At 70.5% G+C, this 15,342-nt stretch carries 12 protein-coding genes; 4 read left to right on the plus strand and 8 right to left on the minus strand.

The window, feature by feature from the left end; genetic code table 11:
• Positions 1 to 29: 29 nt before the first annotated feature.
• The 4 genes from JKJ07_RS21880 to icmB all read right to left on the minus strand — a co-directional run bounded on the left by JKJ07_RS21880 (position 30) and on the right by icmB (position 4,514).
• On the minus strand, positions 30 to 1,478 hold the full coding sequence (locus tag JKJ07_RS21880; protein WP_236029669.1) for a cell division protein PerM: 1,449 nt from the start codon (positions 1,476 to 1,478) through the stop codon (positions 30 to 32).
• 113 nt (positions 1,479 to 1,591) lie between these two features.
• On the minus strand, positions 1,592 to 2,473 hold the full coding sequence (sucD, locus tag JKJ07_RS21885) for a succinate--CoA ligase subunit alpha (protein WP_202993589.1): 882 nt from the start codon (positions 2,471 to 2,473) through the stop codon (positions 1,592 to 1,594).
• A gap of 5 nt (positions 2,474 to 2,478) precedes the next feature.
• Positions 2,479 to 3,657, minus strand: a complete 1,179-nt coding sequence (gene sucC, locus JKJ07_RS21890; RefSeq protein ID WP_202993590.1) for an ADP-forming succinate--CoA ligase subunit beta — start codon at positions 3,655 to 3,657, stop codon at positions 2,479 to 2,481.
• Positions 3,658 to 4,109: 452 nt separating this feature from the next.
• Positions 4,110 to 4,514, minus strand: a complete 405-nt coding sequence (gene icmB / locus JKJ07_RS21895; RefSeq protein WP_202993591.1) for a coenzyme B12-dependent isobutyryl CoA mutase small subunit — start codon at positions 4,512 to 4,514, stop codon at positions 4,110 to 4,112.
• Positions 4,515 to 4,903: 389 nt separating this feature from the next.
• On the opposite strand from icmB, the gene JKJ07_RS21900 reads away from it, so the two are divergent.
• A complete protein-coding gene (locus JKJ07_RS21900) occupies positions 4,904 to 5,638 on the plus strand; it encodes a M23 family metallopeptidase (protein WP_202993592.1) in 735 nt (244 codons plus the stop codon).
• A 171-nt stretch (positions 5,639 to 5,809) separates the two neighbouring features.
• The gene (locus JKJ07_RS21905) at positions 5,810 to 6,565 is read left to right on the plus strand and encodes a M23 family metallopeptidase (protein ID WP_307834349.1); all 756 of its coding nucleotides are present in this window, start codon (positions 5,810 to 5,812) and stop codon (positions 6,563 to 6,565) included.
• Here JKJ07_RS21905 and pcrA read toward each other — a convergent pair.
• Entirely contained in the window at positions 6,562 to 8,991 is a 2,430-nt protein-coding gene (gene pcrA, locus JKJ07_RS21910) for a DNA helicase PcrA (RefSeq protein ID WP_202993593.1), read from the minus strand. The genes JKJ07_RS21905 and pcrA overlap by 4 nt on opposite strands.
• A 135-nt stretch (positions 8,992 to 9,126) precedes the next feature.
• Here pcrA and JKJ07_RS21915 point away from each other — a divergent pair, with 135 nt between their 5' ends.
• Together JKJ07_RS21915 and JKJ07_RS21920 are read left to right on the plus strand one after the other, a co-directional pair.
• Positions 9,127 to 10,983: a bifunctional metallophosphatase/5'-nucleotidase gene (locus JKJ07_RS21915; protein ID WP_202993594.1), complete on the plus strand. Its 1,857-nt coding sequence runs from the start codon at positions 9,127 to 9,129 to the stop codon at positions 10,981 to 10,983.
• 223 nt (positions 10,984 to 11,206) lie between these two features.
• Positions 11,207 to 11,497: a chorismate mutase gene (locus tag JKJ07_RS21920; RefSeq protein ID WP_184953639.1), complete on the plus strand. Its 291-nt coding sequence runs from the start codon at positions 11,207 to 11,209 to the stop codon at positions 11,495 to 11,497.
• Positions 11,498 to 11,621: 124 nt separating this feature from the next.
• Here the strand turns inward: JKJ07_RS21920 and JKJ07_RS21925 are convergent, their stop codons facing one another.
• Genes JKJ07_RS21925 through JKJ07_RS21935 form a run of 3 tightly spaced genes read right to left on the minus strand, consistent with a single transcriptional unit; the run spans position 11,622 to position 15,339 of the window.
• Entirely contained in the window at positions 11,622 to 13,373 is a 1,752-nt protein-coding gene (locus JKJ07_RS21925) for an NACHT domain-containing protein (RefSeq protein WP_202993595.1), read from the minus strand.
• An 18-nt stretch (positions 13,374 to 13,391) separates the two neighbouring features.
• Positions 13,392 to 14,363: an ABC transporter ATP-binding protein gene (locus JKJ07_RS21930; RefSeq protein WP_202993596.1), complete on the minus strand. Its 972-nt coding sequence runs from the start codon at positions 14,361 to 14,363 to the stop codon at positions 13,392 to 13,394.
• The gene (locus JKJ07_RS21935; RefSeq protein ID WP_202993597.1) at positions 14,356 to 15,339 is read right to left on the minus strand and encodes an ABC transporter ATP-binding protein; all 984 of its coding nucleotides are present in this window, start codon (positions 15,337 to 15,339) and stop codon (positions 14,356 to 14,358) included. Before JKJ07_RS21935 ends, JKJ07_RS21930 begins: the two co-directional genes overlap by 8 nt.
• Positions 15,340 to 15,342 lie beyond the last annotated feature (3 nt).

The raw sequence follows: 15,342 nt of genomic DNA on the forward strand, positions 1-15,342 counted from the left end.
CCGTCAGGCTTTGGCGAAGAGCCGGCCCGTCATGCTTTGGCGAAGAGCTTGGTGCCGGCCGCGCCCAGCGCCACCGAGACGCCGAGCACCGCGGTCGCGACCAGGCCGACCGTCCACGGGTCGGGACCGATGGTGGCCAGCCGGCCGTCGCCCAGCGACCCGCCGGAGACGTGGGCCAGCAGGCCCAGCACCAGCCCGGCGACGGGGCCCGCGAGCAGGCCGCCGCCGATGACCAGCGGCCAGGCCGGGGCGCCCTTCTCGTCGTCGGCGCGCGCCTCGCGGGTCAGGCGCAGCATGAGCAGCCAGCCCGCGGCCAGGCCGGCCAGCACGGGCAGGGCCAGCAGCAGGGCGCCGGTCGCCCCCATCGGGCCGTTGGGCAGCCCGGCCAGCAGCGGCAGGGTCGGCAGCGGGCCCACGGTGACCTCGGTCAGCCGGATCACCGAGCCGGTGCCGAGCGCGAAGCCGGGCCCGAGCAGATAGGCCGCCGCCCAGATCACGCCGTTCACCCCGTACGCGAGGCTGACCAGCGTGATGCCCGCCTGGCCGGCCACGCCGGTGCGATAGGCCGAGATCATGTCGGCCGCCTGACCACCGCCGATCGCCACCGAGAGCCCGGTGACGGCGGCCCCGGCGGCCACCACGAGCAGGGCCGCGACCACACCCGTACGCAACCCGTGGCGCAGCGCGGCGGGCAGGCGCCGGGCCCAGACGCTGAGCGCGTCGGTGCCCCGCAGCGAGCCGACCAGCGAGCCCAGGCCACCGATCACGAAGAAGTTGAGCGCCGCCCGGGCCGGGGTGACCTCGGTGCCGCGCCCGTCGACCAGCAGCGCGCAGACCGAGCCGAGCAGCGAATAGCCCAGGGCGATGGCGAAGGCCACGGAGACAGCACGCGCGGTCGAGCCCGTACGGCGGGCGCCGACGGCCCGGGTGACGTGCAGCCCGGCCCGGTTGAGCCGCCAGGCGATGAGCATGCTGAGCAGCAGCGGGGCCAGGCCGAGGGAGCCGATCGAGGTGCCGATGGGCACGCCGTGGCCGAGCAGCCAGCCGGCCAGGCCCGCGTGGGCCGCGCCGAGCAGGCCGCCGCTGCCCTCGAGCGTACGGGCGAGGCCGATGACCACGGCGACCGGAAGATAGGACAGCAGGGCGGCCCAGAGCGTGGCGAAGGCGGCCGCTATCGGGAGCGGGGCCCGGCGCTGGGGACGCTGCGGCGGGCGGCGCTGGGTGGGCAGCTTGACCGTCTCGCGGTCGGCCAGCACCTTCTCGTCGACCAGGACGGTGCGCTGCTCCTTGGCCTCGGCCGCGTCCACGTCGTCGACTTCGATCGCGCCGGTGGGCCGATCAATGCTTTCAGTGGGGCGGTCGATGCCCTCGGTGGGGCGCCGCACGTCGACCGGCACCGTCTCGCGGGCGACCGCCGCCGCCTCGGCGACCGCGTACGGGTCGTCCGAGTCGCCGGGGCGGTCGGGAGTGGTCGGCATCGCCGCCTACTTTTGCACGCCGGAGGCGGGTCGGCGACGCAGACAGGACGGCGCGCCGTCAATCGGGTCGCACGGACCCGGACGACGGCGCGCCGATCGCATGGCGTGCAGCGTCAGCTCATGATCTCGCGCATGAGCCGGGCGGTCTCGCTCGGCGTCTTGCCGACCTTGACGCCCGCGGCCTCGAGGGCCTCCTTCTTGGCGTCCGCGGTGCCCGCGGAGCCCGAGATGATCGCGCCGGCGTGACCCATGGTCTTGCCGGGCGGGGCGGTGAAGCCGGCGATGTAGCCGACCACCGGCTTGGTGACGTTCGCCTTGATGAACTCGGCCGCCCGCTCCTCGGCGTCGCCGCCGATCTCACCGATCATGACGATGGCGTCGGTCTCGGGGTCGTCCTGGAACGCCTTGAGCGCGTCGATGTGCGTGGTGCCGATGACCGGATCGCCACCGATGCCGACCGCGGTCGAGAAGCCGAAGTCACGCAGCTCGTACATCAGCTGGTAGGTCAGCGTGCCGCTCTTGCTGACCAGGCCGATGCGGCCGCCCGGGGTGATGTCGGCCGGGATGATGCCGGCGTTGCTGGCGCCCGGCGAGGCGATGCCCGGGCAGTTCGGGCCGATGATCCGGGTCTTCTGCCCCCGGTCCACGTTGTAGGCCCAGGCGGACGCGCTGTCCTGCACGGGGACGCCCTCGGTGATGACGACGGCCAGCGGGATCTCGGCGTCGATCGCCTCGACGATCGCGGCCTTGGTGAACGCCGGCGGCACGAAGATGACCGACACGTCGGCGCCGGTCTCCTTCATGGCCTCGGCCACCGACGCGAACACCGGCAGCGACGTGCCGTCGAAGTCGACGGTCGTGCCGGCCTTGCGCGGGTTCACGCCGCCGACCACGTTGGTGCCCGCGGCCAGCATGCGCCGGGTGTGCTTGGAGCCTTCGGAGCCGGTCATGCCCTGGACGATGACCTTGGATTCCTTGGTGAGCCAGATCGCCATGAAAGTCACTTCCCCGCAAACGCGAGCTCGGCGGCCCGCGCGGCCGCACCATCCATCGTGTCTACTCGCTCGACCAGCGGGTTGTTCGCGCCGTCGAGAATGGCCCGGCCGGCCTCGGCGTTGTTGCCGTCGAGACGCACCACGAGCGGCTTGGTGACCTGCTCGCCGCGCTCACCGAGCAGGGCGAGGGCCTGAATGATGCCGTTGGCGACCTCGTCGCAGGCGGTGATGCCGCCGAAGACGTTGACGAAGACCGACTTCACGGCGGGGTCGCCGAGCACGATCTCGAGGCCGTTCGCCATCACCTGGGCGCTGGCGCCGCCGCCGATGTCGAGGAAGTTCGCCGGCTTGACGTTGCCGTGCTGCTCACCCGCGTACGCCACCACGTCGAGGGTCGACATGACCAGGCCGGCACCGTTGCCGATGATGCCGACCTCGCCGTCCAGCTTCACGTAGTTGAGGTTCTTGGCCTTGGCCGCCTGCTCCAGCGGGTCGACCGCGGACTGGTCGACCAGCGCCTCGTGGTCGGGGTGCCGGAACGACGCGTTCTCGTCCAGGGTGATCTTGGCGTCGAGCAGGAGCACCCGGCCGTCGCCCACCTTGGCCAGCGGGTTGACCTCGACCAGGGTGGCGTCCTCGGCGACGAAGGCCTGCCACAGCTTGACCGCGATCTCGACGATCTGGTCGGCGACCTCGGCCGGATACTGCGCGGCGGCGACGATCTCGCGGGCCTTGGCCTCGTCGACACCCTTGCTGGCGTCGATGGCGATCTTGGCGACCCGGTCCGGCTGCTCCTCGGCGACCGTCTCGATCTCCATGCCGCCGGCGACGCTGGCGATGCAGAGGAACGTACGGTTGGCCCGGTCGAGCAGGTAGGAGAAGTAGTACTCCTCCTTGATGTCGGCCGTCTCGGCCAGCATCACCTTGTGCACCGTGTGGCCCTTGATGTCCATGCCCAGGATGTCGGTCGCCCGGGCCTCGGCCTCGTCGGCCCCGTCGGCCAGCTTGACGCCGCCCGCCTTGCCGCGACCGCCGACCTTGACCTGCGCCTTGACGACGACCTTGCCGCCGAGCCGCTCGGCGATCGCCCGAGCCTCCTGCGGGGTCTCGGCGACGCCACCGCCCAGCACGGGCAGCCCGTGCCGTTCGAAGAGGTCGCGCCCCTGATATTCGAACAGGTCCACGTGTCTCCTTTCGCTCGCGACGCCATGCGCCGGCAAGCCGCACCGCCCGCGTCCCGACCTGTGTGCACGGCTGCCTCTTGAGCGGCGTCGCCGGCGTGAAGAATGTCCGGCCCTGCGGGCCTTCATTCGCAGACTAGCGACCTGGGCACCCACTCCGAAGGCGCGGGTGCGCGGTGTGCAAGACCACACACCCGAGGCGCCTGGGACACGTGGGGCGGGGGTGCTCGCGCGGGCCGGCAAAATTCCCCGAATCGGCGCGTAACCAGCCCCGTAGGGCGTCGTTGAGTGTGGTGTCGGAGCGCTACGGCGGGCCGGCTGGCAAGCGGCCGATGCCCTGTCGGTCGAGGGGTGGCGGCGGGGCATCGTGCATAGAGAGGCCGGACGTGTGAGGGGTGCGTCCGGCCTCTCCCCCTGCCCGGCCCTTCGCCTACCGGACGAGTAGGGACGGCTGGTCAGGCCACCGGCGAACTCACATTGGCGCGTACCCATTCGATGATGGCCGCGGTAGTGGCGCCGGGAGTGAAAATGCGGGCCACTCCGAGCTTTTCCAATTCGGCGATGTCGTCGGCCGGAATGATGCCCCCGCCGAATACGACGATGTCGGCCGCGTCACGTTCCGCCAACAGTGCAATTACTCGGCGGAACAATGTCATGTGCGCGCCGGACAAGACGGACAAACCGATCGCGTCGGCGTCCTCCTGAATTGCGGTCTCGACGATCTGCTCGGGCGTCTGATGCAGGCCGGTGTAGACGACCTCCATGCCCGCGTCGCGCAGCGCCCGGGCCACCACCTTGGCCCCGCGGTCGTGCCCGTCCAGCCCCGGTTTGGCGACCACGACCCTGATCCGTGCCTGCATCCTGACCCCTCCGAGCGCCGACGCGATGCCACCTGAACCAACGTTAACCCGCCCGCGGTTCCCGGGGTAGCGCCGTCGCGAACCCGTGATCACCTGCGGTAACGGCAAATGTATTCTGCGTCACCTCACTATCTGTTTTTCACGCCATTACTCCGCGTGCGCGAACAACTGCGCGAGGAAAGGTGACCAATTCGGACATTCGCTGCGCAATGCGGACTCGGAAGTGTCAGCGATTTGGCGCTTCGACTTGTGGCCCCGGAGCCGTTTCGTTACCGTGGCTCCCGGCTGTCAACCAGTTAACGCTGATCTGACAGCTCGGACGGGCACGGATCACCGGTTAATTCGGTCCCGCGCTCACCGCCGATTTGCCACCGACCGGAGGGTTGTTCGTGCGCCAGCGCTTGTCGTCTGAGCCCGATCGTTATCGGGGTCGTCGTCGCGTACCCACCCCTCCGCGCAGCCGCTACGCCGTCGCAGTCACCGCGGCGTTCGCAGGCGCCGGTGTTGTCGCGATCGGCGCGGCGTCCAACTTCCCCGACCAGAAGAACGTCGACCCGCAGGCACTGCAGGCGCACGGCGCGGTTCAGTCCGTCGACGACGCCATCGCCGACCGCGCCGACGACTCGGCCGCCTCCCGCAGCAACAACCGCGGCGCCGACAAGCAGCAGGTCAGCGCCGATCAGGCCACCAAAGACGTCTGGCTGCTGCCGATGGACGACTACCAGTTCACCTCGGCGTACGGGGTTCGCTGGGGCAAGCTGCACGGCGGCATCGACCTGGCCGGCCCCGAGGGTGCGCCCTACAAGGCGATCCACGCGGGCAAGGTGACCAAGGCGGGCTACTACGGCGGCTACGGCTACCAGATCACGATCGAGGACGCCGAGGGCAACGAGGTCATCTACGCCCACTCCCGCCGCCTGCTCGTCAAGGCGGGCGACAAGGTCAAGGCCGGACAGGTGATCGGCCTGGTCGGCAACACGGGCGCCTCGTACGGCACCCACCTGCACCTCGAGATCCACGTCAACGGCACCCCGACCGACCCGATCCCGTTCCTGCGCGATCGCGGCGTCGACATCAAGCTGCGCGTCGAGTCGGTGTTCGCCGGCGTGGCCGCCGCCTCCTGACCTCTGAAGTACCCGCCTCAGGGCATCGAAACCTTCCTCCCCGGGTGATGTGGCCCCGGACACCGCCCCGGTTGCAACTCGGTTGAACCGGGCCGCACCTTCCTCACAAAGCCTTCAGGCAGGCCGACAGGCAAATGTCGGTGATCCGTACTGCCTGGGAGGTCGTGCCGCGTGGCGCAACGAGACGAGACCCGTTCCGCCGGTCGTCACCGCGGGAACCAGGTCCGCCGCCACCGGGCGCCCCTCGCCTTTCTCGCCGGCGACCGGGGCCGGGCCACTCTGCTGACGGCCGCCCTGGGCGCCGCGCTCGCCACCGGGGTCGCCGGCGGCACCGCCGCGGCCGCCGCCCACCAGCCGGCCGTGCCGGTGGCCGACATCGCGCCCGTCGAGTCGCTCACCGCCACCGACCCGGCTGTGGACGCCGGGCCCTGGAAGCCGCCCGCCGAGGGCGAGGCCTCCGCCGCCCGCCGCAAGCTCAAGCCCCGAGTGGTGATCACCGAGCTCAAGCAGCTGCCCGCCGGCTGGGTCAACCCGAACCCGTCGGGCCGCGTCACGTCGTGCTTCGGCCAGCGCTGGGGCCGGCTGCACGCGGGTGTCGACATCGCCGGGCCGGACGGCTCGCCGATCCTCGCCGCGGGAGCGGGCGTCGTGGTGCGCGCGGGCGCGGCCCAGGGTTACGGCAACGCCGTGCTGATCGACCACGGCAACGGCTACCTCACCCACTACGGGCACATGTCGGCGATCGCCGTGCACGAGGGGCAGCGGGTCGAGGCCGGCGAGCAGATCGGCGACGAGGGCTCGACCGGTCACTCCACCGGGCCGCACCTGCACTTCGAGGTGCACCTCGGCTTCTACAAGAACCCGATCGAGCCGGTGCGCTGGCTGCACGAGCGCGGCGTCACCCTGGACGGCTGCGCTCCCGCCTAGATCTTCTCGATCGGGGCGTGCCGCAGGATCAGCCACATCACCTGGTCGCCGAAGTCGATCTGGGCCCGCGCGCCGGGGCCCTGACCCTCGACGGTGATCACCCGGCCCAGGCCGTAACGCTGGTGGTTGACCCGGTCGCCCGCCGACACCTTGGGCGCCTGGGGCAGCTCGCTGGCCGTGGCCAGCTTGCTGGCGTCGATGCCGAGCCGGCTCGCCAGCTGCTGCGCCTTGGGCGTGCCGCCCGAGAAGCCGCCGCCACGGTAGCGGTCGCCCCCGCCTCGGCCGCCGACCCCGCCGCCCGTGCCCGACCATGACGTGTAGTTGCCGGCGGTGCGCTCCCAGCGGATCAGCTCGGGCGGCAGCTCGTCGGTGAAGCGCGACGGCGGGTTGTATTGCGGCTGGCCCCACGCGCCCCGGGTGACCGCGCGGGACAGATAGAGCCGCTGCCGGGCCCGGGTGATGCCCACGTAGGCCAGGCGGCGCTCCTCCTCGAGCTCGTTGTTGTCGCCGAGCGCGCGGGTGTGCGGGAAGACGCCGTCCTCCAGGCCGGTCAGGAAGACGACCGGGAACTCCAGGCCCTTGGCCGTGTGCAGCGTCATCAGCGTGACCACGCCCTGGTGGTCGGGGTCGTCGTCGGGCAGCTGGTCGGCGTCGGCCACCAGCGCCACCTGCTCGAGGAACCCGGCCAGGGTGGCCGCCGGGGCCTGAGCTTCAGCAGACTCAGTGTCCTCGTCGGCCTGGGCCTCGACGCGCTCGGTGTATTCGCGGGCGACGCTGACGAGCTCCTGCAGGTTTTCGACGCGGCCCTGATCCTGCGGGTCGAGGCTCTCCTCCAGCTCGGAGAGCAGGCCCGAGCGCTGCAGGGCGAGCTCGAGCACCTCTTCGGGCGGGGCGTTCTGGGCCAGCTCGCGCAGGTCGTCCATCAGCTGCACGAAGTCGGCGATGCTGTTGGCCGAGCGGGCGGCGATGCCGGGGGCGTCCTTCGCGTGCCGCAGGGCCTGCCCGAACGAGATGCGGTCGCGCGACGAGAGCGCCTCGACACACGCCTCGGCCCGGTCGCCGATGCCGCGTTTCGGGGTGTTGAGCACCCGGCGGATGCTGACCGTGTCGTCGTCGTTGACCACCGCGCGCAGATAGGCCAGCGCGTCGCGGACCTCCTTGCGCTCGTAGAACCGGACGCCGCCGACCACCTTGTACGGCAGGCCGACGCGGATGAACACCTCTTCGAAGACGCGGGACTGAGCATTCGTGCGGTAGAAGACGGCCACGTCACCCGGACGGATGCCCTCGCGGTCGCTCAGCCGGTCGATCTCGCGGGCCACCCAGTCGGCCTCGGCGTGCTCGGTGTCGGCGACGTAACCCACGATCTGCTCGCCGGCGCCCTGATCGCTCCAGAGCCGCTTGGGCTTGCGCGAGGTGTTGCGGTCGATCACCGCGTTGGCCGCCGACAGGATCGTCTGGGTGGAGCGGTAGTTCTGCTCGAGCAGGATCGTGCGGGCGTCGGGATAGTCGCGCTCGAACTCGAGGATGTTGCGGATCGTGGCGCCGCGGAACGCGTAGATCGACTGGTCGGCGTCGCCCACCACGCACAGCTCGGCCGGCGGCACCTCGCTGTCCTTACCCCCGACCAGCTCCTTGACCAGCATGTACTGCGCGTGGTTGGTGTCCTGGTATTCGTCGACCATGACGTGGCGGAAGCGGCGACGATAGGTCTCGGCGACGTGGGGATGCGACTGGAACAGGTGGACCGTGGCCATGATGATGTCGTCGAAGTCGAGCGCATGCGCCTCCCGGAGGCGGCGCTGATACAACTCGTACGCCTCGGCGACCGCCCGCTCGGCCGGGCCCTTGGCCTTCTCCTTGAACTCCTCGGGCTCGACGAGCTCGTTCTTCAGGTTGGACACCTGGGCCGCGAGGCCGCGCGCCGAATACCGCTTCGGGTCGAGGTCGAGCTCGCGGATCACCAGCGTCATGAGGCGGCGCGAGTCGTCGGCGTCGTAGATCGAGAAGGTGCTCTTGAGGCCGGCGTGGTCGTGCTCGGCGCGCAGGATGCGCACGCACGCGGAGTGGAACGTCGACACCCACATGAGCCGGGCCCGCGGGCCGACGAGCTGGGCGACCCGCTCCTTCATCTCGCCGGCGGCCTTGTTGGTGAACGTGATCGCGATGATCTGGCCGGGATGCACGTCGCGCTCGGCGAGCAGATAGGCGATGCGATGCGTGAGCACACGGGTCTTGCCGGAACCGGCGCCGGCCACGATGAGCAGCGGCGAACCGGCGTGGGTGACGGCGTCGCGCTGAGGGCCGTTCAGCCCCGTGAGCAGCGATTCCGGGTCGATCCGCGGCCTGCGCGGCGCCGGCTGCTCGGGCCGCGTGGACGGCACGGCGAACAGGGCGTTATCGGGGGTCTCAGAAGAAGGTCGCATCGCGGTGGCAAGTCTATGCCGACCCCCCGACAAGAATTCGTCGCCTTGTTGACCCCGCGGCGGTAGCGCTCACGCGCATCGATACACCACTCTGTCGTAGTTGACCTCACAACATTGATCGGGAGACCGAACATCATGGACCGTCCCCGCTTCCGAGGCCGGGCCGCGCTGCGTCACCTCGTAGCGCCCGCCCTCGCGCTGGCCGTCGTCGCGGCACTGCCGCTGGCCCGCTCCGCCGATGCACCCGCGGCCTCCGCGCCGCCCGAGTTCCAGCCCGTCAGCGTCAACTACGGGCTGCCCAAGGGCGCGACCGTCAAGGGCCAGTTCCTCAGCTACAACGACTTCCACGGCGCGATCGACCCGCCCGCCGGCAGCGGCGCGGTCGTCAACGCGTCCGGCACGTCGACGCCCGCCGGTGGCGTCGAATACCTCGCGACGTACCTGAAGAAGCTGCGGGCCCAGGCCAAGACCGAGGGCCGCTCGACGCTGACCGTGGGCGCGGGCGACCTCATCGGCGCCACCCCGCTGGTCAGCGCCGCGTTCCACGACGAGCCCACGATCGAGCTCATGAACCAGGTCGGCCTGCAGGTCAGCTCGGTCGGCAACCACGAGTTCGACGAGGGCGTCGACGAGCTGATCCGGCTGCAGCGCGGCGGGTGCCACCCGGTCGACGGCTGCCAGGACGGCGACGGCTTCGGCGGCGCCAAGTTCACCTATCTGGCGGCGAACACGATCGACAACCGGACCAAGCTGCCGATCCTCCCGCCGATCGACATCAAGCTGGTCAACGGCGTGCCGGTCGGCTTCGTGGGCATGACGCTGGAGGGCACGGCCGGCATCGTCAACCCGGCCGGCATCAAGAACGTGCACTTCACCGACGAGGTCGAGACCGCCAACAAGTGGGGCAACCTGCTCAAGCTGTTCGGCGTGAAGGCCCAGGTGCTGCTCGTGCACGAGGGCGGCTCGCAGGCCACGGCCACGCCGACCCCTGGCGTCTCGGACTGCAACGGCTTCAGCGGCCCCATCGTGCCGATCGTGGCCGGGCTCAACCCCGAGTTCGGTTTGGTCGTCTCGGGTCACACGCACCGGTTCTACTCCTGCACGCTGCCCAACAAAAAGGGCCAGTCCGTGGTGACCAGCGCCGGCACCAACGGGCAGCTGATCACCGACATCGACTACGCGGTCGACCGCCGTACGGGACGCTTCTCGGAGATCACCGCGAAGAACGTCATCGTCGAGAACGGCGTGCCCGACGGCAACGGCGGCTGGCAGAAGGATGCCAACGGCGTCTTCCTCAAGAACCCGGCGACCGTCGACGCGGCCGCCAAGAAGATCGCCGACAAATACCGTACGGCGGTGGCGCCGATCGCCAATCGGGTCGTGGGCCGCATCACGGCCGACATCACCCGTACGGCCACCCCGGCCGGCGAGAGCCCGCTCGGCGACGTGATCGCTGACGCCCAGCTGGCCCGTACGACCGGCGACGGCGCGCAGATCGCGCTGATGAACCCGGGCGGCATCCGGGCCGACTTCGACGCCGAGGCGAGCGCCGGGGGCGAGGCGAACGGCGAGGTGACGTACGGGGAAGCCTTCACCGTGCAGCCGTTCAACAACCTCGTGGTCACCCAGACCCTCACCGGGGCGCAAATCAAGGCCGTCCTGGAGCAGCAGTTCGCCGGCTTCAACGGGCAGACCACCACCAAGATCCTGCAGGTGTCGAACGGCTTCACATACACGTGGAGCGCCTCGGCCGCCCTCGGCTCCAAGATCTCGAACCTGGCCCTCAACGGGACGCCGATCGACCCCGCCGCCTCGTACAAGGTGACGACGAACGACTTCCTGGCCAACGGCGGCGACGGCTTCTCGACGCTGACCGCGGGCACGGGCCGCACCACGGCGCCCGGGTTCGACATCGACGCGCTGGTGGCCTACCTGGGGGCGGGCGAGCCGGTCGCGCCCGGCCCGGCCAACCGCATCGCCACCGTCAGCTGATTTCCGCCGTCCCACGGATCGGGCGGTTTCCTTGCGAAGCCGCTCGTGACGGGGGCATACTCGGCCTCGTGATCCAGCAGACGCGATTTTTCTATGGCACCGGGAGTCCGGCTGCCGTAGGCGTCTGAACGACAGACCTACATCGAGCCCCGGGCTTCCCAGCCCGGGGCTTGATGCTGCCCGGGCCGGGTCGACCGGGGCGCCAGCACCCGAGGAGCACGACATGACCGCCGACGTGATGGACCAGAACACCGGCGCGGGCGAGCCGCTGGCCGCCGACGAGATCCGCGCGATGCGCGAACGCATCGACGAGATCGACCAAGCCATCATCGACCTGTGGCTGGAACGCGCCCGCCTCTCCCAAACGGTCGGAAAAACCCGCATGGCCAGCGGCGGCACCCGCCTGGTCCTCTCCCGCGAGCGCGAGATCGTCGAACGCTTCCGCGAGGCCCTGGGCGCCGACGGGGCGCAGGTCGCCCTGATGATCCTCCGGGCCGGGCGCGGCCCCCTCTAGTCGAACAACTCCTCGGGAAACGGCACACCGAGGATCTCGAACTCCTGGCGTAACAGCTCTCGGAAGCGCTGCTCACCCGGGCCGACCCGGGTGTGCGCGCCGATCCGGTCGTAGACGGCGCGAATCAGCTCCGGGTCACCGTTGCGCTGGTGACAGGCGGCCAGAATCCGGGCCGGCCCGTCGGCCTGATCAGTCCAGTAGCGGCGGACCGCCCGATCCTCCTGCTGCACCGCCTCCAGCAGCAGGTTGAGCGCGAGCCGGGTGTCGATCCGGCGAGCGTCGTCCTCGAGCATGCGCATGACCATGGCCTGCCAACGGCCGGCGTCGAAGGCGCGCAGGGCGGTGCGGTAGGGCAAGGACAGGTGCCGGGCTTCGTCCGGGGCGTGCGACGCCAGGAACAACTCGAGCAGCAACTCCCATTGTTGGCTGCCTGCCAGACCGCCAGCCAGGTCTCGATCTGCTGGTCGTCGAAGGGTTCCAAGCGCAGCACGACACTGCCGTCGGGCACCCGGGCCCGATCGGCGACGACGATGCGCGAGGTGACCAGCACCGCCACCGGTCGGCCGCGATCGGCCTCGCGGCGTTGGAAGTCGCGGACCTGTTCGAGGTAGTCGGCCCGGTTCGCGCCCGACGCCTGCAGCAACTCGTCGAAGCCGTCCAGCAGCACGACCGGCAGCGCTCCCCCGGCCGAGCGCACCAGCTCCGGCCACGACACCCGCTCGCCGATCGTGTCGTAGACGGCCGCCTCGATCTGGTCCTGGATCGGGGCGTCGGCGGCGACCGAGCGCAACTCCACTCGTACGGCCAGGAACTCCGCAGGCGGCAGGGCCGCGGCCAGCACGCGGGTCAGCATCGACTTGCCCGAACCCGGCTGCCCCAGCACGACCAGCGGCGCGGTCACGGCATCCGACCCGGTCAGACAGCCGGCCAGGAACGACTGGATGTCCGGCACGGCGGCCGCTTCCTCCCACCACGACTCGGCGGCGACCGGTGCACTCTGCTCGGCGCGACGGGCCCGGGCCCGCGGGTTGACGTAGAGGTCGGCGGTCGCGGGCAACGTCACGCCGTCCGGCAGGTCGCCGACGTCGACGATCGGGTGGGCGAGTTCCCGACGATATTGATCGGCCAGGTCGGCCCGGCATTCCTCGGCGGCACCGGTCAGGCCCTCCAGCATCGACCGGATGCCGGCCAGACCGGTCGCGATCTCGCCGCCCACCCGCTCGGTCGTGGCGCGCCCGGCCGCGGTGTCGGTCATCGCGGCCCAGATCGCGAACTCCGGAACGTCCGCCGCGAGCGACCGGTAGCCGATCTCGTAGCGCCGGATCGCCGCCTCGACCGAAATGTCCAAGTCGGCGGAGGTGCCGGCCAACCCGTCGAGGAAACGCGCCGAAGCCTCGATCAGCATCGAGTAGTACGCCTCGAGCTCCGACCGCAGGGCCTCCCAGGGCACCGCAGCCGACGGCATCGGCACCGACGCCTTGCCCAGCACCTCGGCGACCCCGGCCACAGTGGATTCCGATGTGGACCAAGCACCGAGTGCGGCCTGCTCCCCCAGCGTGATGCCGTGCGAGTCCCAGGACTCGAAGAACGCGCTGACCACCAGCACCGTGTGCGCGGCCGTCAGCCGTTCTGTGCGGTCAAAGCGACTGAGTCCCGCGCGGCGCTCGGTAATAGAGCGAACCGCCGACTGTCCCCAGTCGAGGATCTCGTTTCGGGCCGCCAGCAAGTCGACCGAGCTCAGCGTGGCCAATGCCGCCGCGCTGGCGGGAACGCCGGCGAGACGTCCCACGTACGAGAGGAACTTGCTCTCCCCCGCCCCGAGCAGGGCGACGGCATCGGCGTAAGTCAGACCCCGGCGGGACGACGGTCGCAGCATGCCAGCGAGTCTGACAGGTCAGAAGCGGCGCATCACGTCACGAACTTCGGCGTAGTGGCAGGCGCTCGGGTGCGGCGACCGCTCCCGGATCTCCAGCGTCGGCTCATGCTCGGCACACCCCGGCTGCGCCTTCCAGCAGCGCGTCCTAAATCGACACCCCGAAGGCGGAGAAGCCGGCGACGGCACGTCCCCCGTCAGCATGATGTGATCGCGGCGCCCCCGCAGCCGAGGGTCGGGCACCGGCACAGCCGACAGCAACGCCTGCGTATAAGGATGCGTCGGCTGGTCATAGATCGCCATGTGGTTGCCGGTCTCGACGATCTTGCCCAGATACATCACGGCGACCCGGTCCGAGATGTGGCGGACCACCGACAGGTCGTGGGCGATGAAGATGTAGGACAGGCCGAGTTGGCGTTGCAGGCCCTCCAGCAGGTTGATCACCTGGGCCTGGATCGACACGTCGAGGGCCGAGACCGGCTCGTCGCAGACGATGATCTCGGGGCGCAGGGCGAGGGCGCGGGCGATGCCGATGCGCTGGCGCTGGCCGCCGGAGAACTGGTGGGGGTAGCGGTTGAGGTGGTCGGGGTTGAGCCCGACCAGGTCGAGCAGCTCCTGCACGGCGCGCTGCCGGCCGGTGTGCGGCACGGCGTCGCGGTGGATGTCGTACGGCTCGCCGATGATGTCGCCGACGGTCATCCGCGAGTTGAGCGACGTGTACGGATCTTGCATCACCATCTGGATGTTGCGCCGGGCCCGCCGCAGGCCGCCGCCGCGCAGCCGGGACAGATCATCACCCCGTACGCGGATCTCGCCGCCGGTCGGTTTCTCGAGGCCGACCAGCAGCTTGGCCAGCGTCGACTTGCCGCACCCGGATTCACCGACGACGCCCAGCGTCTCGCCGCGGCGCAGTTGCAGGTCAACCCCGTCGACCGCCCGGACCGCGCCGAAGTGCTTCACCAGTCCCCGGGTCTCGAGCACGACATCAGACACCGAGAACCTCCCGTACGAAGTGACAGCTGGCGATCCGCTGCGGCGCGATCTGATAGGCGGGCGGCGTCTCCTGCCGGCAGATCTCCCGGGCGTACGCGCATCGGGGGTGGAAGGCGCAGCCGCGCGGGACGTCCGTGAGCGCCGGCGGCAGCCCTCGGATCACGTTGAGCGCCCGCCCCTTGTGGTCGAGCCGCGGGATCGATTCGAGCAGCGCCTTCGTGTAGGCGTGGGCCGGCCGGGCGTAGATGTCGTAGACCGGCGCCTCCTCGACGACCTTCCCGGCGTACATGACCGCGATCCGGTCGGCCACGTCGGCCACCACGCCCATGTCGTGCGTGATCAGCATCAGCCCCATGTTGCGCTCGCGCTGCAGCTCGGCCAGTAGGCGCATGATCTGGGCCTGCACGGTGACGTCGAGGGCCGTCGTGGGCTCGTCGGCGATCAGCACCTCGGGGTCGAGGGCCAGCGCCATCGCGATCATGACGCGTTGCCGCATGCCGCCGGAGAACTGGTGCGGGTAGTCCTTGACGCGGCGTTTCGCGTCCGGGATGTGGACCATGTCGAGCAGTTCGACGGCCCGGCGCTTGGCGTCGCCGCGGGAGGTGCCGCGGTGCACCCGGAACAGCTCGGCCAGCTGGAAGCCGACCGTGTAGACCGGGTTGAGCGCGCTCAGGGCGTCCTGGAAGATCATCGCGATGCGGTTGGCCCGCACCTTGCGGCGCTCGTTCTCGGGCAGCCGCAGCAGGTCGACGCCCTGATAGAGCACCTGACCGCCGGTCACGTGCGCGGGCGGGGTGTCCAGGATGCCCATGATCGCCTGGGCGGTCACCGACTTGCCGCAGCCGGATTCGCCCAGCACGGCCAGCGTCTCGCCCGGGTGCAGCCGCAGGTCGACGCCGTTGACCGCGCGAGCCACCCCTTCCCGCGTACGGAATTCGACGTGCAGATCGCGTACGTCCAGCAGAGGAGCGGTCATTGA

Origin of the sequence: Paractinoplanes lichenicola (assembly GCF_016785085.1) — a bacterium.
In the GTDB taxonomy this organism is placed as follows: domain Bacteria; phylum Actinomycetota; class Actinomycetes; order Mycobacteriales; family Micromonosporaceae; genus Actinoplanes; species Actinoplanes lichenicola.

Excerpts from the sequence above, each read along its gene's own strand:
- JKJ07_RS21880 (WP_236029669.1), bottom strand. The coding sequence starts at position 1,478 with ATGCCGACCACTCCCGACCGCCCCGGCGACTCGGACGACCCGTACGCG.
- sucD (WP_202993589.1), bottom strand. The coding sequence starts at position 2,473 with ATGGCGATCTGGCTCACCAAGGAATCCAAGGTCATCGTCCAGGGCATG.
- icmB (WP_202993591.1), bottom strand. The coding sequence starts at position 4,514 with ATGCAGGCACGGATCAGGGTCGTGGTCGCCAAACCGGGGCTGGACGGG.
- pcrA (WP_202993593.1), bottom strand. The coding sequence starts at position 8,991 with ATGCGACCTTCTTCTGAGACCCCCGATAACGCCCTGTTCGCCGTGCCG.
- JKJ07_RS21915 (WP_202993594.1), top strand. The coding sequence starts at position 9,127 with ATGGACCGTCCCCGCTTCCGAGGCCGGGCCGCGCTGCGTCACCTCGTA.
- JKJ07_RS21920 (WP_184953639.1), top strand. The coding sequence starts at position 11,207 with ATGACCGCCGACGTGATGGACCAGAACACCGGCGCGGGCGAGCCGCTG.
- JKJ07_RS21925 (WP_202993595.1), bottom strand. The coding sequence starts at position 13,373 with ATGCTGCGACCGTCGTCCCGCCGGGGTCTGACTTACGCCGATGCCGTC.
- JKJ07_RS21935 (WP_202993597.1), bottom strand. The coding sequence starts at position 15,339 with ATGACCGCTCCTCTGCTGGACGTACGCGATCTGCACGTCGAATTCCGT.